We start from the raw sequence: 22,087 nt of genomic DNA, 5'->3' as shown, positions 1-22,087 counted from the left end.
CCCTTCTCTCTGTCAGAATCGTTTGATGACCATAGTCTAGCTTAATTCCGACTAAAAGGGAAGACATTTACAGCAATTGATTGACTTGCTGCACAGCGCGATGCAGACGCTCTTCATAGTCACCTGTAATCGTCACATAAGTGATGCCCCGCTCATCCAGCATCCGGCACAGCTTTTGGTGATTGTCCAGACGGATTTGCTCAGCGCCGTGGACGCGCAGGCCGTCATCAATCCAGGCGACATCCGGCGCGAGGAGCAGCCACAAATCGTAATGCTGTTCGCGCGCGATTTCGTCCAGCACCGGAAAGGAAGTCCCTGTGTAAAGCTCTGAATAAAACTGCGTGACGATCGCTTCCGTATCGATGAACAACAGCTTGTTGGCCCGCTGGAGCGCTTCGTATTCCTTCATTTTGTGCCCGTAGGCGATGTGCGGGAAATACTCTTTCGTCAAAATCGTGTCGCAGCCGCCCACCTCTTCGCAAATCGTGCGGCCGTACTCCTCGACAAACACGGTGTTGTAGATTTTGGCGAGATAGCGGGTCAGCGTCGACTTGCCGCAGCTTTCCGTCCCGACGACGACCACCTTTTTCACAAAGAAAGGCTGAGCCACGGCCGGAATGTGCTGCCAATGGGCGAAGACGCCCTCGTTTCTGATCCGGGTAGCCGAGATCGGCACCTGACTGCGCGCACCATCGAGCACGACGTGTTTGGCGTCCGGGTACAAGCGGCGAAAAATCGGATCATACGACTGCTCCGAGCTGAAGACGAAATCGATCGGCTTGCCGATTTTGCGCTTGATGTCGGCAGCGCCCGCCTGCCAATCGTACGTCTCGTCGCTCTCCGCGCCATCCTCCACCGCAATTACCCGCACATTTTCCATATCCTTGACCAGTGTCGACAGCCAGCGCAGCCTGACCTCGTACGGTATCGGCTTCATCCCCGCCGCTTCGCACAGCTTTTGATCGCGAACGGGGCTGTGCGAGAGCACCACGTACAGCTCGTCGCAGCGGCACGCCGCCTGGGTAATGGCGTAGACGTGCCCTTGGTGCAACGGCAAAAACTTGCCGCCGATAAAGCCTACGGTACCCATAGCTGCCCCTCCTTTTGCGCGCGATATTGGCGAATCCAGTTCAGCAGGCCGTAAAGCGCATTGACCAGGTAAGCCGACCACATGACGAGAATCGAGATGTCATTGCCGTCCGCGAGAAAAGCGACTACCCACATGTAAATCGTGAACAAGTCGATGATGACCCAGACAACCCACTGCTCTACCAGCCGTTTCACCATGAAAATCATCGCCACAATCGAGAGAACGGCTGTCAGCGAATCGATGAAGGGCAAGGCTCCGCCCAGCTGTTTCAGCACAAATCCGTAGGCGACCGTAGCGACTACGCACAGCACGCTCCACCAAATGCGTTCAGACGAGCGCAATACGGCTATTTTGACGTCGTTTTGCTTTTGCTCCGACACTTTGTTTTTGCGCCACATGATCAGTCCGATAAACTGCATCGGCAAAAAATAGAGCAGATTCAGCATCACTTCGCCGTAATACTTTTGCCCATACGCGACGAAGGCGTACAAAATCACATTGACGATGCCCGGATAGTAGTTGAACGTCTTGCCTTTGGCGACCAGCACGACACTCAGCATCCCGGTCAATGACGCGCACAAGCCGATCCACGTATCATCGAGCACTACGTACAAATAGACGGTGACAAGCGTAAACGAAGCCAGCCAAATCCGCTCGAACCAATTCCAGTCTGCCAAAAACCGGCGACTCATTGCGATCATGCGAATCTCTCCTTGAACGCCCGCAGGTTTTCCTGCCGCGCCGAATGGTCATAGATGGCGAAGACGATCTGGTCAAACAGCGGCGCGTACTCTTCTTGCAGCAGCACCTGGGCAAAGTAGTCCGCCACATCCCGGGCGTGATTGCGAAAGACGCCGCAGCCGTAAGCGCCCAAAATGATTGTGCGTTTCTCGTGCATCGCAGCCAGGCGCAGCACTTTTCGGATGCGCTCTTTCATTACAGTTGCGATTAGGCTGACATTTTCCGGTTCGCGCTCGCGGACAACTCCCGCGTTCACAGCCGGAGCGGTGACAAACGACAGCAGGTACGGCTCATCCAGCAGTTCGTCTGCCGCGTTGCGGATCACGGGCACGTCGGGCGAGTAAATCATGTAGTCGGAATAAAAGCATGTTTTCAATTGGCGATTGTACTGGTACATTTCCTCCATTTGCACCAGGCACGGATACAGTCCGGACGCCCGGGCCAAGCTTTCCTCCTGCGCCTGGCTCCCGCCGAGAAAGCCGCCGCCCGGATTTTTCGCCGAAGCGAAGTTCAGGCAGAGCGTATCGCTGCGCTTTTCCCGCACAATGAGCCTTTCCGCTGCCCCCAAGCTCGACTCGGAGGTCACCTGGATCGAGCCTCGGCCCGTTCTCGCTACCCCTGCCGCCGAGTTCTCGGTCAAATCAGCTGGACGATACAACAGAGTGCCGCTGACTGCTGTCGCAAGCTCGGCTGCGATCTGCACTTTTTGCCCGCGGCGATTCACGTACTCGCCTTGCTCCAATATGTGCAACGTTTCGTGGGCCGTTTTTGCGCGGCCGCCACGGTTGTTTCCCTGGCTCATCGTTTCTTCTCTCCCTGCTTGCGCCTATGACTGTTCCATCCACTCCGGGTTGAAGCGATAGTATTTGGATGGACGGTGTCCGGCATGTTTTCTGTATTGGTTCGTTTCCAGCACTTTGTCTGCCACCTTCCGGCGAAATGCCGCTGCGAGCAGCTCCTTGCCCAAAATGACTTCATACACCTGTTGCAGCTCGCTCAACGTAAACAGCTCCGGCATCAAGGCAAACGCGATATCGGTGTATTCAATCTTGCCGCGCAGCCGCTCCAGCGCGTACTGGATCAGCTTGGCGTGATCGAACGCGATATTGCCAGCGTCCACAATCTCGCGCTTCTCCTGCACGATCCGGTTGGCGATCGTCTTCGTAATCTTAATCGTGGCAGACAGCTCTTCCTTGGCATTGACCAGCCGCAGCTCCAGCCATTTTTCTGTCACCGTGCCGTTCTCTGTCGCCGTTTTCGTTTCCTTCAGCCACTTGTCCTCGATGCGAAACCACTCTGCCTCGTCCGCGTCATCCCCTGCCTGCAAACTGAGAGTCGAGCTATCGACCAAAGCCATGTAGGAAGTGCTGATGACTCGCATGCGCGGATCACGCCCGACGTCTCCCCACGTGTACAGCTGTTCCAGGTAAATGTTCTGGATGTTCGTTTCCGTAAACAACTCGCGCTTGGCCGCATCCTCCAAACTTTCGCGCGGCGAGACAAACCCGCCCGGCAGCGCCCATTGGCCCAAAAACGGATGTTCTCCGCGCTTCACGAGCAAGATTTGCAACGATTTGGGCGAGAGCTTGCGGTAGTTTTCTTCCTGTTCGTCCACTACGGTGAAAATAAGCATATCGACTGTCACGGACGGCCGCTCGAACTGGCTGGCATCGTACGTGCGCAAATACTCCTGCTCGGTCTGGCCTCTTTTATTGACAAGCGGTTTATCGGTCATGGAAATAAAATCACCTCTGTAAAAAATCGCTTATTGTTACGCATGTTTTGTTATTAACAAAATGTTATTATCAATTTGTTTTCATCATATTACTGCTTCCTGTTTTTGGTGTCAAGCAAAAAGCCCCCTGTCAGGACATCCTAACAGGAGGCTTTCGTATGTTTCGATGGTTAAGCCGCTCTTGCTTCGGCTTTCACTTCTTGAATGTACTGCTCTGCTTTTTGTTGGTCAAACTGGCCTTCCCAACGGGAGATGACGACAGCAGCCAACGCGTTTCCTACCACGTTGACGACGGTGCGAGCCATGTCCAGCAGTCGGTCGACACCAGCGATAAAGGCGAGTCCTTCCAGCGGAATCCCTACGGAACCGAGAGTCGCAAGCAATACGACAAACGATACGCCTGGAACACCGGCAATCCCTTTGGAAGTTACCATGAGCACAAGCATCAGCGTAATTTGAGCGCTGATCGGCATATCAATGCCGTACATTTGGGCAATGAACAAAGCAGCCAGTGCCTGGTACAAGGTCGAGCCATCCAAGTTGAAGGAGTAGCCCGTCGGAACGACAAAGGAAGTAATCGCCTTTGGACAGCCCATTTTCTCCATCTTTTCCATGATCTTCGGCAGTACCGTCTCCGAACTGGACGTGGAGTAGGCCAGCAACAGCTCGTCCTTCAAAATGCGAAGAATCGACGTGATCTTGACTCCGCTGATGCGGGCGATCGTTCCCAATACGACGAGGATGAAGAACAGCATCGCCAGGTGAACGAGGATGACCAGTTTTCCCAATGGAACAAGGGACGACAAGCCAAACTTGGATACCGTCACCCCGATCAGGGCGAATACACCGAATGGGGCAAAGCGCATGATCGCGTTTACAACCCAGAACATCGCATCGGCAACTCCCTGGAAGAAGGCGAGCACGGGCTTTCCTTTATCCCCGGCAGCGGCAACACCAAGTCCAAACAAGACAGAGAAGAAAATAATGGCCAACATGTCTCCGCGGACAATGGCATCGAATATGTTTTTCGGAACGATATTTACGAATGTGTCAATCATGCTGTGACTTTGCGTCGTTTCCGCTGTCTCAACATACGTATGAATGTCTGTTTTCGTCAGATGGGACATGTCGACGCCCACACCCGGCTGGAACAGGTTGGCGGCCAAAAGACCGACCACAATGGCAATCGTGGTAACGATTTCAAAATAGAGGATGGTTTTTCCGCCGATTTTACCGAGCTTCTTGATGTCTCCGACTCCCGCTACCCCAACGATCAGAGTGGCAATGACAATCGGAACGACAATCATTTTGATCAGCCGCAAAAATACATCGCCAATAGGCTGCAAATAGGTCGCCACTGCCGGGTTGCCATAGAAGATGGCACCCACCAGGATACCCAGAATGAGTCCGAGGACAATTTGAATCGCTAACCCAAACCGCTTCATTCTGACACCTCGCTAGTATAGTTTGAAAAGAATGGTTTGTCACACTATATACACATCCGCCTGAAACGAAGTGTTATATAGATGAGAATCATATCATGTTTTTTTGGCTACCCTGTTTTTTTCTATTCTTTTTATTTCTCTTTATTTTTTGACAACCAACTCTTTTTCCGCAATTAGCGGGCAGATTGTGCTCGGTTCGGCAAAAATGCTAAAATAAGCCTACCGTAATACGCTGGACTCATTAAACATGAATGGAGCACTTTCATGACAATTCGGAAAATGTTGCTTCTGGGCTTGCTGTTGGCCGTTGCACTATTTCTATTGCCATACTCTGTCCCGTTTCTGCTCGCGCTTTTGACCGCGATTTTGCTTGAGCCGCTTGTTTTGTTCCTCATCCGTCGGGTCAAAATGAACCGGATGGGCGCCGTCAGCGTCTCCTTTTTGCTTTTTCTCGTCTCCTTTGGCATCATTTTGTACTGGATCGCCACGCAGATCGTCATTCAAGGGATTGATTTGGCCCAGCGGTTGCCGGGCTTTTCCCAGCACTTGTTCGAGCTGGTGGAATCGTACCTGTTGAGCTGGGAAAGCTACTACGCTACTTTGCCGGCAGACACGGTCGTGCAAATCCAGAGCGTCTTTGCCGGATTGAAAAACTGGGCGATCACGAGCGCGTCAGGCGTCGCCAGAGCGATTCTCGGAGCCGTTGCGATCATCCCCGGCTTTTTGATCAGCACGATCATTTACCTGGTCGCGCTGTTCCTGATCAGTCTGGATCTGCCAAGGCTGCGGGCTGGCTTTCTGCGGATGTTCACCGTGTCGGCCAGAGAGAAGGTCAATGTTGTCTTTTCCCAGTTGAACCGCGCCACCGTCGGATTTTTGCGCGCACAAATCATCCTCAGTCTCCTGACGTTTTTGCTTTCGTTTTTGGGGCTGCTCATCTTGCACGTAAAATACGCGGCTGTCGTCGCTTTGCTGATCGTACTCGTCGATATTTTGCCCATTCTCGGAACAGGTTCTTTTCTCGTTCCGTGGGCGGTCTACAACTTTTTGACCGGAAATGCCCGCCTGGGGATCGGGCTGATTATCCTGTTCCTCGTCATTACCGTTGTCCGGCGCATTATCGAGCCGAAAGTTCTCGCTTCCAACCTCGGGATCAGCGCCCTGGCGGCTCTCGTCAGCCTCTTCCTCGGTTTTCAGGTCATGGGATTTTTCGGGCTGATTATCGGCCCTGCGCTGGTGATCATTTACGAAGCCTTGCGCAAGGCGGGCTTTTTGAACTTCAAAATTGATTTTTAAAACGCAGGCCGCGCCGTTCATGCAGCGTTGGACGTCTATATGAAGCAACAGCAAAAAACCGCCTGGACAATCCAGACGGTTTTCTTATTCCTTGGGGGAGACGCGGGCCAACAGATCGACGAGATGTACAGCTTCCATGCGCCCGTCCAATCCGGCGCGGTGAATCCCGGCCTTCATCTGAAGCAGGCAGCCCGGATTCGAGGTGACGAGAATGTCCGCTTGCGTCTTTGCGACGTGCCCCATTTTTTCATCCAGCAAACCGGAAGCCATCTCGGGCTGGAGCAAGTTGTAGATGCCTGCCGAGCCGCAGCAGCGCTCCCCTTCAAACAGTGGGACATACGTTGCACCGGGAATCGCTTTCAGCAGTTGGACAGGTTCGTTGCTCACCTTCATCCCGTTGCGCAGGTGACAGGAAGACTGATAGGTGATTCGCTGCGGCAAGGACTGCCATGTTTGCGCATCCATTTGCTCGCCCAACACCTCGCTGATGTCTTTGACTCGCGCCGCAAACCAGTCAGCCTGCTCGCGCACCTCCGCGTCGTCCGTGAGCAAATGGTCGTACTCTTTCAGCATGGCGCCGCACCCGCCCGCATTGGAAATGATCATGTCCACATTCGCTGCGTGAAAGACCGCTACATTGGTCCGCGCCAGCTTGCGGGCGATGCCGCGCTCTCCGCTATGGGCATGGAGCGCGCCACAGCAAACCTGACCGGGCACGATGACAACCTCGCAGCCCGCTTCGGCGAGCAAGCGCACCGTATTTTTGTTCGTCTCCTGAAACAACACATCCATAATACAGCCGGAAAACATCCCGACCCGATACTTGCGTTCCCCAACGGCCGGGATGACCGCAGCTTGCCATTCGTCCGCGAGACTGCGCGCGGCTGCTTCCGGCACGATCGCTTCCATCTCCCGCAAGTGCCGGGGCAGCCAGAACAGCAAGCCCAGCTTGCGCACTGCCTGTTGCAGCCCGGAGCGTTGGTAAAAGCGCAGCAGTCGGCCGAGCTGTTGCAGCCGCTTTTGCTCGGGAAACAGATGCACAAAAGCGAGCTTGCGCACGGCTTTGATCCACCACGGGTGCTGCTGTACGTCCTCGATCGCCTCCCGCGTCTGCTCGATCAGCTGTCCATAAGACACGCCAGCCGGACAAACTGGCTCGCACGCCCGGCAGCCCAGACACAAATTCATCTGGTCGACAAAGTCTTTGTCCGGTTCCATGACGCCGTCTGCCACCGCTTTCATCAGGGCAATCCGGCCGCGCGGAGAGGCCGCTTCATAGCCTGTCTCGCGAAACGTCGGACAGGCTGGCTGACAAAAGCCGCAGCGCATGCAATTGGACAATTCCTCGTAATCCAGCTTTTTGACGAGCGCTTCTTTAAGCACGCTGCACCACCACTCTCTGGCGCGACTCTTTGGCGAACATTTTTCCCGGATTCAGCAAATGATTTGGGTCAAAAGCTTGCTTGATTCCCTTCATCACTTCCATTCCGGCAGCCCCTGCTTTCCATTCCAAATAGGGCGCTTTGACGATTCCGACGCCGTGCTCTCCGGTAATCGTCCCGCCCAGCTCGATCGCTGCGGCGAATATTTCTTCAAAAGCGTGCTCCACGCGCTCGATTTCCTCCGTATTCCGGGCATCGGTCATACAGGTCGGGTGCAAATTGCCGTCTCCCGCGTGGCCAAAGGTGCAGATTTGCAGCCCGTAGCGGTTGGCGATTTCCTGAATGGCGGCGACCATCGGAGCGATGGCTGCGCGCGGCACAGTCGCATCCTCCAAAATCGTCGTCGGCCGCATTCTGGACAGGGCGGCAAGCGCACTCCGTCTCGCCGTCATGACTTCGTCCGCTTCTTCCGCTGTCGTCGCCACTTTGATTTGTACCGCAGCGTTTTTTTGGCAGATCGCAGCAATTTTGTCCATATCCTGATCGACCGTCAGCGGGTCGCCATCTTGTCCGATCAGCAAAATGGCCGCCACGTCTGTAGGAAGCCCGATCTTTTTGAACTCCTCGACGACGCGAATCGTGCCCTGATCGAGAAACTCCAGCGTGCCGGGAATGATCCGGTTGGCGATAATGTCCGACACCGACTTCGCCGCCTGCGCCATATCCGCGTACATCGCCAGCATGACCCGCTGCGTCTGCGGCTTGGGAATCAGCTTCAAAATCGCCTCCGTGATGATCGCCAGCGTCCCTTCGCTGCCTACCAGAAGCTTCGTCAGATCGTAGCCCGCTACGTCCTTCATCAGCTTTCCTCCGGTGCGAATCATCTCTCCGCTCGGCAGCACCGCTTCCAGTCCCAATACGTAATCTTTGGTCGTGCCGTACTTCAAACCGCGCAGTCCGCCCGAATTGAGCGCAATATTCCCGCCAATGGTCGAAATGACCATGCTCCCCGGATCGGGCGGATAAAACAGTCCGCGCGCTTCCACCGCCTGATGAATGTCGACTGTCCGTACTCCCGGCTGAACCGTAATCGTCAAGTTTTGCTCGTCGATCTCCACGATTTGATTCATGCGGTTGAGCACCAGCACAATGCCGCCTCCCAGCGGAATCGTCCCGCCGCACAAGTTGGAGCCAGCGCCGCGTGTCACGACGGGAATCCGTGCCGAGGCGCATAGCCGCATCACCTCCTGAACTTCTGCGGTGCTCCCCGGCATGACTACGGCATCGGGCAAAGCTTGTTGCATAGGAGTCGCGTCATACGAATAGGCTACAAGCGCTTCCTGGCTGTCCAGGCAATGTTTCTCGCCGACAGTGGCCCGAAGCTGTGCGCGAATCGGTGCAGGCAACATCCAAAATCTCTCCCTTCCGGCAATCCCTTTCTGCATCCATCCATCCATCCATCCATCAATCGTTCAAATATTCGCTCTTTATCATTCGTTTTCATTTTATGTAATGAAATTACGTTAGTCAAATCGTTTTAAGTAAATTTTGTTTCAAAGTATTTTTTCACCCCAAACAAAAAAAGACGCAATACGCGCCTTTTTTCTGTGTACACCTCGTTAGCTTGCGTTCTTCTGGTCATCCAGCTCAGCCTCGATCCGGGAAGCGCTGGATGTTTCGCCCATGCGCCAGTACGTAATCAGGCTGATCGCAATACAGCCGGCGACATAGTAGTAGAAGAGCGATTCAGAGCCGATGTTTTTCAAGCCGAGGGCGATAAATTCAGCCGTTCCCCCGAAGACGGCAACCGTGATCGCATACGGGAAGCCTACGCCCAATGCGCGAATTTCCGTCGGGAACAGCTCGGCTTTCACAATCGCGTTGATCGAAGTGTAGCCAGTGACGATGATCAGCCCTGTCAGCATCAAGACGAAGGCAACCATCGGACTTTTTGTTTGCTCCATCAACAGGAACATCGGCACCGTAAACAGCGTTCCCAAAATACCGAATCCCATCAGGAGCGGACGACGGCCGATCCGGTCAGACAGCATTCCGGCAATCGGTTGCAGCACGACGAAGACGAGCAACGCCGTGAAGTTGATCCAGCTTACCGTTTCTTTCGGAAGCCCCACGGTATTGACCATGAACTTTTGCAAATACGTCGTGTACGTGTTGAAAGCAATCGTTCCGCCGAGCGTCAGTCCGACGACGGTCAGCACAGCCTTCGGATGCTTCATCAGCGCGCGAAGGGTACCCGCGCTTTCCTTGCTCTTCTTCTCCATTTTCGAAAATTGCTCCGACTCATCCATCGAGCGGCGCAGCCAGAGGACAGCCAAAGCTCCAAGCGCCCCGATCACGAACGGAATGCGCCAGCCCCATGCATGCATGTCCGCTTCGCTGAGAACTTGCTGAAGGACGATTTGCACCCCGAGGGCAAGCAACTGTCCGGCGATTAACGTAACGTACTGGAAGCTGGAGTAGAAGCCGCGGCGTCCGCTGCTCGCCATCTCTGACAAATAAGTAGCGGAAGTTCCGTATTCTCCACCCAGTGACAAACCTTGCAGCAGGCGCGCGAGAACGAGAATAATAGGCGCATAAATGCCAATCGTGCTATAGCCTGGCGTCAAGGCGATAATCAGGGAACCGCTGGCCATCACCGTAATCGACAGCGTCAATGCTGCGCGTCTGCCGTGACGGTCGGCGTAACGCCCCATCAGCAAGCTTCCGATTGGACGCATTAAAAAGCCGATGGCAAAAATCGCTGCGGTGTTGAGCAGTTGGCTGGTCGGATCACCTTTCGGGAAAAACTCGGACGAGAAGTACACTGCGAATGCGGAATACACATACCAGTCGTACCATTCAATCAGGTTTCCGATCGAACCTTTGAAAATGTTGCCCGTGATGCGTCGCGAATTGGCGCGATCGTTTGCTTGACTCACTTTTTTTCCTCCTCCAAATGTAATCGGTTTCAAAAATCATTCGCGAATATACAAAAGCAAGTTGCATGCCAAACCAGTCGCAAACTGCTGGCAGGTCACAGGCAAACGATTCTGAGCGCGCGCTATCCATGGAATTTTCCGATCTGCCAAAATGTTTCGTCTAGCAAATCAGCCGCCTGCGTCCATCAGCATTTTTCTTGGCCCACACAAAAACCCGGCAAAAAACTCCGGTTGAGGCGGAATTTTTTGCCGGGTCGGTAACATGACGCGTACTTTTTTTCCTTTACGGCTGTGGCTCCTTCGCTCGGGCCAGCTCCGCGTAGTACAAGGCTGCTCCCGGATGAAGCGGAACGACCAGGTTTTCGCCCGCTTTTTGCCTGTCGATTTGCTTCGCGGCTTCATGGGCATGTTGCAAGGCGCCCAGATTTTCGAAAAAGGCTTTCGTCAGCCGATACACTTGTTCGTTGGGCAAATCGGAGCGAACCAAAAGAATATTGCGGATCGCAACCGTCGGGATCGCTTTTTCGTTTTGGTAGACGCCAGGCGGAAGCTGGGCTTTTTCGAAAAAGGCAAACCGTTTGGTCAGCTTTTCGATATGCTCGGGAAAGATCGGGACGATTTGCACCTCATCGGTGGATTGCAGCGCGAGCACAGCCGTGTTGGGCAAGCCGGACGTGACGAAGGCTGCGTCAATCGCGTTGGTTTTCAACTGCTCGATCGCCTCCGAGTAAGACAAATACTCCGGCCGCAGATCGTTGTACGTAATGCCGTGCTCGTTTAAAATCATCCGCGCGTTGACCTCGACGCCGCTGTTCGGCGCACCTACGCCCACTCGCTTGCCTTTCAGATCGTACACGGAATGAATGTCCCGGTCTTTTTTCGTCACGATTTGCACGTAGTTCAAATACAGCCCGGCCACCGACTTCATGCGCGCAACCGGCCCGCTTGACTGGAAGCTCTCCAGCCCGCCGAGCGCGAACGAAGCGACATCCGACATCGCAAAGGCCAAATCGGCTTTTCCGCTCTCCAGCAGGCGCACGTTTTCCACAGAGCCGTCAGAGGAGCGCACCGCCGTATGATAGCCGAGCTTCGTTTGATACACTTTAGCCAACGCTCCCCCGATGACGTCGTACGGACCTGACGCGCCGCCCGTTGCGATCGTCAGCAGCGCTTGTTCTTCACCGGGAACAGGCTGGGTCGACTCCGGCTTCGGAGCGCACCCGCCAGCGCTTGCCAAAAGCGCCAATCCAACAACGACAGCCGTCACGGCAATCCATGCGCGAGCCTGCCTCATTGCGCGCCTCTCCCGTATTGCTTCAGCTTCTCGCGCAAGCCCCGTTCGCTGATCGCAAGCTGCTTGGCCGTGTTCAACCGATGCCCGTTGTTATTGTCCAGCGTATACAAAATGTACATCCGCTCTGCTTCTGCCAAAGTCAATCCTGGCGGTATCAACAGCGCTTGTTCTTCTGCTGCTTGCGCCTGGCTGCTGCTCCGCTTTTCGCGCACTGCTTCCGGCAAGTCATGCGGCCCGATCACTTCCTTTTCCGATAGGGCAACCGCATATTCGAGGATGTTGGACAGCTCCCGCACGTTGCCAGGGTATGCATAGTCATACAGCTTTCGCTTGGCCTCCGGACTGAGCGTTTTCGTCCTGACCCCCATATTCGCCGAATACAAGGCCAAAAAGTGCTCCACGAGCAGCGGCACGTCTTCCTTGCGCTCTCGCAATGGCGGCAGATGAATCGGAATCACGTTCAGCCGGTAGTACAAATCTTCGCGAAACGTTCCTTTTGCCACTTCGTCCTGCAACTGACGGTTCGTTGCGGAGATGATTCGCACGTCGACTTCCTTGGACTGCTGCGAGCCGATCGGCGTGACCACCTTTTCCTGAATGACGCGCAAAATTTTGGCTTGCAGGGCGAGCGGCATCTCGCCGATTTCATCGAGAAAAATCGTGCCGCCATCCGAGCGCTCAAACAGACCTTGCTGCCGCGCGTACGCTCCGGTAAACGCCCCTTTTTCATGCCCGAACAGTTCGCTTTCCAACAGCAACTCAGGGATAGCCGCGCAGTTGATGACGGAAAAGGCGCGCTTTTGCCTGTCGCCTTGATAATGGATCGCCCGGGCGACCAGCTCTTTTCCCGTCCCGCTTTCTCCGCTAATCAGCACATGCGAATTGATGTCCTTGACCTTTTCCACCAGTTGAAACACTTTCTGCATGGCATGGCTCTTGCCGATGATCCCCGCGTACGTTTCCTGCTGGCGGACAGCCTGACTCAGCACCTGAACCTGGCGATGCAGCTGCTGAAAAGCGAGCGCTTTGCCGAGCAGCAGCCTGACCTCCTCCAAATTGAGCGGCTTGGTCAAGTAATGGTAGGCACCTGCTTTCATCGCCTCGACGGACGACTCGATGGAGCCGTAGGCAGTCATCATGATGACGACTGCGTCCGGCTGCTTTTCCTTGATCTGGCGCAAAAGCTCGATCCCGCTCGTCCCGCGCAAGTTCAAATCGAGCAGAATGCCGTCGATCGGCTCCTGTTCCAACAACTGCAAGCTTTCCTCTGGCCCGGAGGCAGTGAACACCCGATACTCGTCATCCAGGGCAAAGGAAAGCGACGAACAGATCGCCCGTTCATCATCAATGATCAAGATGTTCATCGCCAGTCTCTCCTTTCGCAAAATGCAGGTAGAACGTCGTTCCCGCTCCTTCTGTGCTCTGCACGGTAATTTCTCCCCCGTGGTCGTGCATGATTTTTTGACTGAGGTACAAGCCTAGTCCGATTCCTTGGCTTTTCGTCGTGAAAAAAGGCTGGAACAAATGCAGCCTGTCCTGTTCGCTCATGCCCGGCCCGGTATCGGAAATCGCCAGGCACACCGCCCGAGCTTCTCCGGGCAGTACGCGAAACGTCAATTGCTTGTCAGCAGATTGTTGCGCCATCGCTTCGCTGGCATTCAGCAACAGATTGATCAGCACTTGCTTGATCCGGTCCCGATCGACAAGCACGTCCACATCGAGCGTAGGGTCAAGCTTTGGCTCGATCCGCTCGCTCTCCAGCCGCTTGGCAAAAAGTCCCTGCACGGATTGCACAATCTCCAGCAGATTTTCCCACTTGCGCTGCAACGGCTTTTCCCGGGAGTAATCGAGCAAGTCTTCGATGATGCGGTTCATGCGCGCCACTTCTTCGGGAACGTGCTCCACAAGCTGTGCGCGGAAGCGTTCGTCATTCAGCTTCTTCGGCAAAAGCTCGGCAAACGTTTTGATCGCGGTGAGCGGATTGCGGATTTCGTGAGCAATGCCCGCGACCAGTTCGCCCAGCGCGCGCATTTTTTCCTGGGCAATCAAGCGGGCCTGCAAATGCTTCTGCTCCGTCCGATCCTGCAAGCAGAGTATCCCGCCCGTTCTCTGTCCAGCCCCGTTCGTCAAAGTAGCGAGGTAGTATTGCACAATCCGACCCGTGCCATCCCCCAAGTGCAGCTCGCCTTCCAGCACGCGGGCATCCTGTATCTGCAAAAGCTCCCGGACGGGCAGCTCCGGCAGGCAATCCATCACAGACGCGGCTTCCGGCTTGTCCATGTTCCCCAACCATTTTTGTGCCGCATGGTTGATCAGTGTAATTTTGCCTTCCTGGTCGAACGACAAGATGCCGTTGTCTACGCTGTTGAGAACCGTCGTCTGAAAAGCGAAGCTGTCCGCCAAAGCTGCCGTTTGCCTCCGAACTGCTTTTTGCAGCCTTTTGTTCCACAAAAAACTGCCCGTCAACACGACGATGACGATGCCCATCACGATGAGCAGCCCGTAGACCAGCTTTCGCCACCAGTCGATCGCCAGTGCGCTGTACGGCTCCAAATACCGCGAATACAACTGTTCATACACGCCGTTGCGGTGCAGTTGCGCCAGTCCGGCATTGAGCTTGTTCACCAGCTCGTAGTTTCCTTCCCGGACGGCAAACGCATAGTCGGACGGCGGAATCAGTCCCGTGCGAATCCGGTAGTCGCTCCCCTTGCCCGTTCTCTCCAGCATATACTCGGCTGTCCAGCGGTTGCCCAAAAACACATCGGCCCGATCGAGAAAAAGCATCTCCAGCGCATCCGTCTGACTGAACGCAGCCAGCCTTTTGCCGCCGCGAATGCTCTCCAATTGCGACACGCCTGCGTCGTCGCGCTGAATTGCCACGACTTTGCCCCGCAGGTCGCTGATCGCCGCAATATCCCGCATCGCTTGCGGAATGACGAACGCGTCCGCCGCGGTCAAATACGAGTCGCTAAAGTCGAACTGCGTATCGCGCGTACTCGTGTATTTCATCCCGACAACCACGTCCAGCTGTCCTTCTCTCAGCTTGATGACCGCATCCTCCCATTCGAGCGGAACATACTCGATCTGATAGCCATGCAAGGCGTCCATGCTGCGAATCAGTTCAATATCAAACCCGGCTGCTTCCCCGTTTTTATCCACGTAAGACAGCGGCGGCAAGCTTTTGTCAAAGCCGACGCGGATGAGCCGCTCTTCCTGCGCTTTCGTATGAGCGATTGGTACGAACAAGCAAACCAAGGTGAATAAAGCGATGAGCCATGCGAACCTGCGCAAAAAACCCGCCTCCTTTCTCCTGCTCTTCGTGCCGTCCAGACGGGTTGATGCAACAAGCTTATTATGGACGAAGGAAGCATGCTTGAAAAGAATGCATGCGCCCGAACGCCAAAACTACAGTTACAGCCAAAACCAAAACCAAACAAGCCGAGTCTCCTTTTGGCATGGAGAATCGGCTTGCTTTTCTTTCCTCTGCATCTGGCGGATCGCAGAATGCCGGACGCCGCTGAATCTCAGACGAACAGGCTGATCAAGTTTCCGTCCGGGTCTTTGACGATCGCATAGCGCTGGCCCCAGACGGCATCCCACGGCTCGCGGTGGCTTTCGTAGCCGCGCTCGACGATTTTTGCATACAAAGCGTCCAAAGCGGCGGCATCCTCGCATAAAAAGGCCAGCTCGATTCGGTGGCCGCTGGCAGGCTCCCAACCGCCGTAGACGCTTTTCGCGATCTCTACCGTGTCAAAAGCCAAGCGGACGCCATCCTGCGCCACTTCTACGTGGTGCTCCCCATTCGCCTCTTCTGGAATCGCAAGTCCGAGCGTGCGGTAAAAGTCCAGCGCTTTTTTCATATCCTGTACGACAATTCCTACCATATCGAGCTTGATTGTCATGTTTAATGTCCTCCTGTCCTTGTTCACAGCTTCTCCCGCCAGAGCGATCCAGGCGTCAGCGGGGGTCTTGTTCAACCATATCAGACAAGCCTAGTTGCCGGATTGTAAAAAACGGACAGCTTCGGGCGATTGCTGCACCTGCACACCTGTACGCTGGGGCTGGGCAAAAACTCCGCTTGGCGGCTCGCCGTAAAAGCTGCGAAAGCTTTTGATCACGTGCGACTGATCGTAATAGCCGCATTGCAAAGCCGCTTCTACAAAAGGCACCGCCTGATTGCGGGACAGCATTTGCAGCAAGCTTTGGAACTGAATGATGCGCATAAGCTCTTTCGGCCCCACGCCAAAAGCTTGCTGGAACAGCCTGCGCACGTTTCTTTCGCTGTACGCCACTTTGTCCGCCAAAGCCGCGATGGACAGCGTTCCGCGCTGCTCGTACATGTACTGCATGCTGGTCAACAGCAACGAGTTTGTCGGTGGCCTGTCGCGGTTCAGGCACTGCATAAGCATTTGCTCGACACGGGCGATCCGCTCCGCCGTATTCGCCGCCTCCAAAATTCTTTCCATAGCCCAAAGCGCCTCCATCCCCCACAAATCTTGCAAAAAGACATGGGCTGCACTCACTTCGGCTACGGGAAAGCGGAAAAAACGGTCTGCCTCCTCCACGAAAAAGCGAATGCCGAACATCGACTGCGGCCCTGCCAGTGGCATGACTTCATAGGAGGTCATCAACCCGGTGACAAAAGCTCCGCTGGCAAACGTCCCGGCTTGCAGATCGAAAATGATGTCGACGCAGCCATCCGGTATGACCCGGTGCAAGTGCGGCGTGCTCTGCCCGTGAAACTGCGGCGTGCTCTGCCCGTGAAACTGCGGCGTGCTCTGCCCGTGAAACTGCGACGTCCAATAGCAAGCCACATAGTTCGCCAGACGCTCGCTCGGCAAGTATTCGTGATAATGGTAACGGTCAGGCCAGTCCGGCTTTTGCAAGGTCGGCGGCTGCACAGGTCGGTATCGTCTCATCGTGTTTCTCCGTTCTTTTGGCGAGCCTGCTTCACTGGCTTTTGCGAAGCGAAGCGGGCTTCTTTGCTTCTAGAACCTATTTTCCCCACGATGGCCCAACTCCTGCTCACTTTTTCCCAATTTGTTGTATATGTTAGCAAGAATGGAACTTTGATCTTTGGAGAAAGGCGAGGTGCACGATTTGATCTCCTCATCCAAATGGAGTCTTCATCAGTTCTTTTCCAAAAGCCCGTACGTTCGCCCGTATTTGCCCCCCACGTCGCTCTACCAGCCTGCGCTTCTCGAAGACTATCTCGGCAAGTACGGCACGGTTTATATCAAGCCGACCAGAACCCACATGGGCAAAGGCATCATGCGCGTCTGGAAAACAGCAGACGGCTTTTCGCTCGTCAAAGAACGCGGAGAGCCTGTACAGGCAGGCTCCTTGTCCGAGTTGAAGCAACAGCTCGCTCGCCAATGCACGGAAAAAAACTACGTGATTCAAAAAGGGCTGGACTTGGCGGAGCTGGACGGACGACCGTACGATATACGCGTCATGATGATGCGAAACGGCCTCGGGAAATGGCAGTATGCCGGAATGCTGGCAAAGGTGGCTGGCAGCGACAGCATAATTACGAACGTCGCCCGCGGCGGCGGATATGCGGTTACCGTTCCGTATGCCTTGACGAAGTCGAAAGCCGTGGAGCCGGAACAAGTCAAAGCCATCGTCGCGAAGCTCATCCAGGTCAGTCATCGCGTCTGTGCGCACTTCAACAAGTACCGCCACAGCGCGCAAATCGGGGTTGATTTTGCCATCGACAAGCAAGGCCAGCTCTCGATCATCGAGGTCAACTACGACTTTCCGTCGCACGCGCTTTTTGCCAAGCTCAAGGACAAAACGTACTTCCACAACATCAAGCGGCTGCACTACCAGTACAAAAACCGGGTGAGGCGCAAAAAGAAAAAAGCGTGAGCGGGCCATTTTTCGGGATAGAGCTTTCAGATCGCCTCTGGATTCTCTATCTTTGCTTTTTTCGAAAAACAACAACAGAATTTTCTTGCAATTCCACAAACACAATGCTACTATTCTCTCAACAGAACAAGTTAATCGATTAACTGATACGTTTAACTAAGCTTTGGCAAGGAGGTTCCCATGGCTACTTTAAAAGACATTGCCAAGCATGCGAATGTCAGTGCCTGCACCGTCTCCCGATATTTGAACGATGATATCGTCATCAAAAAAGAAACAGAGGAACGCATTTTGCACGCCATCAAAGAACTCGGCTACGTGCGCAACGTGGTGGCAAAATCGCTCAAGCGCAAGGAGACGTTCAACATCGCTGTCATCCTGCCGAAAATCAACAACCTTTACTATTCCGAGATTACCTCCGGCATCAGCCAAACTTTGGGGAAGCATCACTACAATCTCTATATTTATGAAGTCGACAACCTGAACCTCCAGGAAGAAGCCATCCTCCAGCTCATGCGCGAAAACATGGTAGCGGGCATCATCTTCATCGGCTTGTTCTCGGACACTTCCTTTTCCGAGAGCATCCAGAACGTCATCGACTGGAACATTCCCGTCGTCTACGCCAATCGCTGCATGCCGTTCGAAGGCTTCCCGCTGCTGTACCCCGATTTGGTCCAGGCCAGCAAGCTAGGAACCGAATATTTGCAAGCCAGCGGCAAAAACAAGCTCGCTTTTGTCCACAAAAAAGTGCCCGATCAGCTGCTCGCGCTATTTTTGGAAGGGTATCGCCAGGCGACGAACAGCGACGAGAAGCCACTGCTCCTGGAAATCTCCGATGAGCTGGAGCTTGTCAAAGACTGCATTCCGACTCTTGTCGAAAACAGCATCGAAGGCGTTTTTGTGCTGAACGAGCTAAGCGCTGTCTATTTGACGAAAGCACTCGTTGAAGCCAACATTCGGATTCCGGAAGACATGGCTGTGCTGAGCTTGGGCAATTCCTTGATGTCGCAAATATCGACCCCTGAGCTGACATGTGTGGATTTGCAGAACCGCGAGCTTGGGATCAAAAGCGCAGAAATGATTTTAAGCCAGATTCGCAAAGAAGAGTTTGAACCTGTCACTGTGCTTGCGCCGTGCATCGTCGTGCGAAAATCAGCGTGACTGGATGGCGCGACAGTTGGTAGAACAGTTGGCAGCGCAGTTGGTAGAACAGTCACCAGGCCGCAAAAGGACCACACGTCTTTTGGCCTTTCGTTCCTCTTTTAGTTAAACGATTAACTGGAAGTTCCCTTCGTTTTTGGGCTTGCATGGAAAGCTGCTTTTTTACACCCACTTGGTTAATCGTTTAACTAAGCAAATTTTCGTCCCATGCAGCCAATCTCTTTTTGTTCCCTTTTAGTTAAACGATTAACTAACGATCATCACCCTACTCCCGATAAGTGCAGAGCCTAGCTCTACTTATATAAAATTTTTGCCAAGGAAAGGAAGAACTCAGCCATGAAGCAAACAGAAATCAACCACCTTGAAAAAGTCCGTGCGATCTTCGATATTTTGCACGGGAAAAAGGAAGCCGACCTGCTCCTGAAAAACCTGAACATTTTGGATGTTCACGGAGAAACCGTCTACCATGGCTCCCTCTTGATTTACGACAAACGAATCGTTGCGCTCAACCCGGACGAATCGGTCATCCAGGTAAAAGAAGTATTTGACGGTCAAGGACTGTATGCCATTCCGGGCTTGATCGATGCCCACCTGCACTTCGAATCGCAGCTCGCTCATCCGACGGCGCTTGCGGAAGCGATGGTGCCTTGCGGGACGACGACGATTTTTGCAGAGTGTCTGGACTTGTTAAGCGCGGCTGGCGAAGATGGCGTGCGCGCGGCGCAAAACTTGTTCCGCGATTACGACAAGCTGCCGTATCGCCTGTACGCTTTTGCGCCTGGCAAAAAGACCGCAGCTTGGGTGACCAAAGAAGTGCTGGAGATGGAGCCAGTCATCGGTTTGGGCGAGTTTGAGCATTTCACCTACAGCAAAGGCGATGAGGACGATTTCCAGAAAGCAGCGTGGGTGCGGGCCAAAGGCGGCTTCATGAATGGCCACTGGGGCTTGACCGCTCTGCCAGACATGGTGCTGAACTACTTGCCAGCCATCGGGGTATCGAACAACCATGACGTCTGGAACGGAGACGACATCGAAAAAAGCATCCGCTACGGCTTCCCTACCCAAATCAAATTTGGCGTCGGCAGCAGCGAAGTCATCAAAACATTGCTCCGCTCCATCGTCGACCGCAAGTTCCCGACGGAAAACTTCATGCTCTGCACCGACAACATCTCGATTGAGCGCTTGTTGAAAATGGGACACATGGATTGGATCATCTCCCTCTGCACCCAAATGGGCATCAATCCGATCAAGGCGATCAAAATGGCTTCCTACAACACGGCGAAATCGTTTAACATGGATCATCAAATCGGCTCTTTGACACCAGGCCGTTTTGCCGATATCGTGTTGACAGATAGCTTGTCGCAAATCAACCCGCTGTACGTCTTCAAGGACGGGGAATTGATTGCCAAAGACAGAAAAATGTTGAAAAATGCCGACATCGACTACTCTGCCATGTGCACAAAAGGCGTCACCGGGCTGGACGACTTGACGCCGGAGCAGCTTGACATCGTGCCGCTGGAACTGTCCGAAGACGGGCAACAAGCCAAAGTGTACCTGTTTGACGTATACGGCCGCGGCCATGCCAAGTTTTATCAGGAAATCTGGGTGCCTGTAGTAGACGGCAAAGTCGTCGCGGAGCATGAAGGCGAAAAATTGAGCCGCCTGTCTGTCATTCGCCGCTATGCCGATGGCAAACGCCATATTGTCAACGGTTTGTTCAAAGGCGTTTACGTGGAACACGGCGCTGTGGCAACCTCCTGGCCAGCACCGATCCCGTACTTCGTCGTCGTCGGGCAAGAAAGCGAGGAAATGTGCTATTGCGCCAAAGAAGTGGACAAGTATTCCGGAGCTTGCATCGTCACCGATAACAAGACCAACAAAAGCGTGCTGCCGCTGGAAATTTACGGGGTGATGGCGAACATGACTGTCAGCGAACTGACGCAAAGCGCCGATGCCATCGACGCCGCTCTGGAAGAGATGGGCAACCGCAACGAAGGCGAACCTGTTGTAAACAAGCTGCTCAGCCTGTTTATCTCCCTGCACCGCTTCCGCTTCATGGAATAATGGCAAAGCTCGTCAAGACTGTCATTCACTGTCTGAATCATCGGAATCTTTTTTGCCTGAATCCTTTTCACAAAAAAAGAAAGCGCTTTAACGTATGGGGGGATGATCTCTCAAAAAGCCTCATCTCCCCCATGCCTGCGCACATTTCGGGGGAACATTTGCTATCTCACGCTGTATCGTATCCTGCTCGCGCTACTTTCCCTCCCCATTTTCACGCCTGGTGGTTTGCTGTCAGCATCATAAAACTTCTTTAGAAAGAGGGATTGGTATATGCACACTCACGGGGATTCGACGGAACTGCAACTGAAGGGCAGTTTGACCAAACGGTGGATCATTTACTTGGTCGGCATTTATATCCTGACTCTTGGCATCAGCCTGGCGATCCGGGCGGGAATCGGTATTTCGCCGCAGAGCAGCCTTACCCGGACGCTCACTGTCATTTATCCAAACTTGACCCAAGGCACTTATTCTTTCATGCTGGAGCTGCTCATGCTTTTGCTTGCCTTTCTCGTCATGCCAAAGGCGTTCCAGCTCCAGTATTTTGCCGGATTGATCCCGGCGCTTGCCCTCAGCCTGTTTCTCGACCTGAACTTGCTGTTGACCGGCTTCATCCAGTTGGATTTGTACGCGGCAAAAGTCATGCTGCTGATTGTCGCTGACGCGGCTCTCGCCTTTGGACTGTTTCTCATGCTCCAGGCGAACCTGGTCCTGATTCCCGTCGATTTGTTCGTCAATACGCTGTTCCAAAAAACCGGGTGGAAATGGGGGAACATCAAGACCGCATTCGACTGCTCCCTTTTGGTCGCCTCGGCATGTATCGGCCTGCTGTTCCTCGGCGAAATCAAGTTCATCCGCGAAGGAACGATTATCAACGCCATCCTCGTCGGCCAATACATCAAGCTGTACACGCACCTGTCCAAAAAATCGCAGGCCGGAAAAGTCCCGCAAAATCCGAACATTATCAAAAACTAGCTGCATCCTTTTGACGGTAAACATTCGGTTGCAAACAAAACAAAAGCAAGCCGCTCCTTTTGGTCGGCTTGCTTTTGTCGTTTCCATGATCGTTGTGATT

18 protein-coding genes are annotated in these 22,087 nt (G+C 54.0%); 5 read left to right on the top strand and 13 right to left on the bottom strand.

What is annotated here, in order from left to right; translation table 11 throughout:
- Positions 1 to 67: 67 nt before the first annotated feature.
- The 5 genes from nadR to HP435_RS07765 form a co-directional block, all read right to left on the bottom strand.
- Entirely contained in the window at positions 68 to 1,090 is a 1,023-nt protein-coding gene (gene nadR / locus HP435_RS07785) for a multifunctional transcriptional regulator/nicotinamide-nucleotide adenylyltransferase/ribosylnicotinamide kinase NadR (RefSeq protein ID WP_173598383.1), read from the bottom strand.
- A complete protein-coding gene (pnuC, locus tag HP435_RS07780; RefSeq protein WP_173596172.1) occupies positions 1,078 to 1,791 on the bottom strand; it encodes a nicotinamide riboside transporter PnuC in 714 nt (237 codons plus the stop codon). Before pnuC ends, nadR begins: the two co-directional genes overlap by 13 nt.
- The gene (locus HP435_RS07775; protein WP_173598384.1) at positions 1,788 to 2,633 is read right to left on the bottom strand and encodes a TIGR02452 family protein; all 846 of its coding nucleotides are present in this window, start codon (positions 2,631 to 2,633) and stop codon (positions 1,788 to 1,790) included. Before HP435_RS07775 ends, pnuC begins: the two co-directional genes overlap by 4 nt.
- Before the next feature lie 24 nt (positions 2,634 to 2,657).
- Entirely contained in the window at positions 2,658 to 3,566 is a 909-nt protein-coding gene (locus HP435_RS07770; protein ID WP_122963061.1) for an NUDIX hydrolase, read from the bottom strand.
- A 170-nt stretch (positions 3,567 to 3,736) separates the two neighbouring features.
- Positions 3,737 to 5,011, bottom strand: coding sequence for a cation:dicarboxylate symporter family transporter (locus tag HP435_RS07765; protein WP_122963060.1), 1,275 nt, complete (start codon positions 5,009 to 5,011; stop codon positions 3,737 to 3,739).
- A gap of 264 nt (positions 5,012 to 5,275) precedes the next feature.
- Between HP435_RS07765 and ytvI the strand changes: the two genes are divergently transcribed.
- On the top strand, positions 5,276 to 6,307 hold the full coding sequence (ytvI, locus tag HP435_RS07760; protein ID WP_122963059.1) for a sporulation integral membrane protein YtvI: 1,032 nt from the start codon (positions 5,276 to 5,278) through the stop codon (positions 6,305 to 6,307).
- A gap of 84 nt (positions 6,308 to 6,391) precedes the next feature.
- Here ytvI and HP435_RS07755 read toward each other — a convergent pair whose 3' ends face one another.
- The 8 genes from HP435_RS07755 to HP435_RS07720 all read right to left on the bottom strand — a co-directional run bounded on the left by HP435_RS07755 (position 6,392) and on the right by HP435_RS07720 (position 16,841).
- Positions 6,392 to 7,690, bottom strand: a complete 1,299-nt coding sequence (locus HP435_RS07755) for a (Fe-S)-binding protein (RefSeq protein ID WP_173598385.1) — start codon at positions 7,688 to 7,690, stop codon at positions 6,392 to 6,394.
- On the bottom strand, positions 7,683 to 9,098 hold the full coding sequence (locus tag HP435_RS07750) for an FAD-binding oxidoreductase (protein WP_173596169.1): 1,416 nt from the start codon (positions 9,096 to 9,098) through the stop codon (positions 7,683 to 7,685). Before HP435_RS07750 ends, HP435_RS07755 begins: the two co-directional genes overlap by 8 nt.
- Before the next feature lie 210 nt (positions 9,099 to 9,308).
- Positions 9,309 to 10,628 (bottom strand): MFS transporter, encoded by a 1,320-nt coding sequence (locus HP435_RS07745; protein ID WP_173596168.1) that lies wholly within the window; start codon positions 10,626 to 10,628, stop codon positions 9,309 to 9,311.
- Between the two features lie 283 nt (positions 10,629 to 10,911).
- On the bottom strand, positions 10,912 to 11,922 hold the full coding sequence (locus HP435_RS07740) for a TAXI family TRAP transporter solute-binding subunit (RefSeq protein WP_173598386.1): 1,011 nt from the start codon (positions 11,920 to 11,922) through the stop codon (positions 10,912 to 10,914).
- Entirely contained in the window at positions 11,919 to 13,286 is a 1,368-nt protein-coding gene (locus tag HP435_RS07735; RefSeq protein ID WP_173596166.1) for a sigma-54-dependent transcriptional regulator, read from the bottom strand. Before HP435_RS07735 ends, HP435_RS07740 begins: the two co-directional genes overlap by 4 nt.
- A complete protein-coding gene (locus HP435_RS07730; protein WP_173596165.1) occupies positions 13,267 to 15,213 on the bottom strand; it encodes a transporter substrate-binding domain-containing protein in 1,947 nt (648 codons plus the stop codon). Before HP435_RS07730 ends, HP435_RS07735 begins: the two co-directional genes overlap by 20 nt.
- Before the next feature lie 233 nt (positions 15,214 to 15,446).
- Positions 15,447 to 15,824, bottom strand: coding sequence for a VOC family protein (locus HP435_RS07725; protein WP_173596164.1), 378 nt, complete (start codon positions 15,822 to 15,824; stop codon positions 15,447 to 15,449).
- Positions 15,825 to 15,914: 90 nt separating this feature from the next.
- On the bottom strand, positions 15,915 to 16,841 hold the full coding sequence (locus tag HP435_RS07720) for a helix-turn-helix transcriptional regulator (RefSeq protein WP_173598387.1): 927 nt from the start codon (positions 16,839 to 16,841) through the stop codon (positions 15,915 to 15,917).
- Positions 16,842 to 17,022: 181 nt separating this feature from the next.
- Here HP435_RS07720 and HP435_RS07715 point away from each other — a divergent pair, with 181 nt between their 5' ends.
- The 4 genes from HP435_RS07715 to HP435_RS07700 all read left to right on the top strand — a co-directional run bounded on the left by HP435_RS07715 (position 17,023) and on the right by HP435_RS07700 (position 21,987).
- The gene (locus tag HP435_RS07715; protein WP_173596279.1) at positions 17,023 to 17,793 is read left to right on the top strand and encodes a YheC/YheD family protein; all 771 of its coding nucleotides are present in this window, start codon (positions 17,023 to 17,025) and stop codon (positions 17,791 to 17,793) included.
- A 180-nt stretch (positions 17,794 to 17,973) separates the two neighbouring features.
- Positions 17,974 to 18,951 (top strand): LacI family DNA-binding transcriptional regulator, encoded by a 978-nt coding sequence (locus tag HP435_RS07710; RefSeq protein WP_173596162.1) that lies wholly within the window; start codon positions 17,974 to 17,976, stop codon positions 18,949 to 18,951.
- Between the two features lie 336 nt (positions 18,952 to 19,287).
- Positions 19,288 to 21,015 carry an amidohydrolase family protein gene (locus tag HP435_RS07705; RefSeq protein WP_122963049.1) on the top strand — a complete coding sequence of 576 codons (1,728 nt, stop codon included), beginning with the start codon at positions 19,288 to 19,290 and terminating at the stop codon, positions 21,013 to 21,015.
- Positions 21,016 to 21,285: 270 nt separating this feature from the next.
- Positions 21,286 to 21,987, top strand: a complete 702-nt coding sequence (locus HP435_RS07700) for a YczE/YyaS/YitT family protein (RefSeq protein WP_173598388.1) — start codon at positions 21,286 to 21,288, stop codon at positions 21,985 to 21,987.
- The last annotated feature ends 100 nt before the right edge of the window (positions 21,988 to 22,087 follow it).

The sequence above is a fragment of the Brevibacillus sp. HD3.3A genome, assembly GCF_013284375.2.
GTDB classification, from domain to species: domain Bacteria; phylum Bacillota; class Bacilli; order Brevibacillales; family Brevibacillaceae; genus Brevibacillus; species Brevibacillus parabrevis.
The sequence above is the reverse complement of the archived record's forward strand: the minus strand, read 5'-3'. Positions and strand labels throughout refer to the sequence as shown.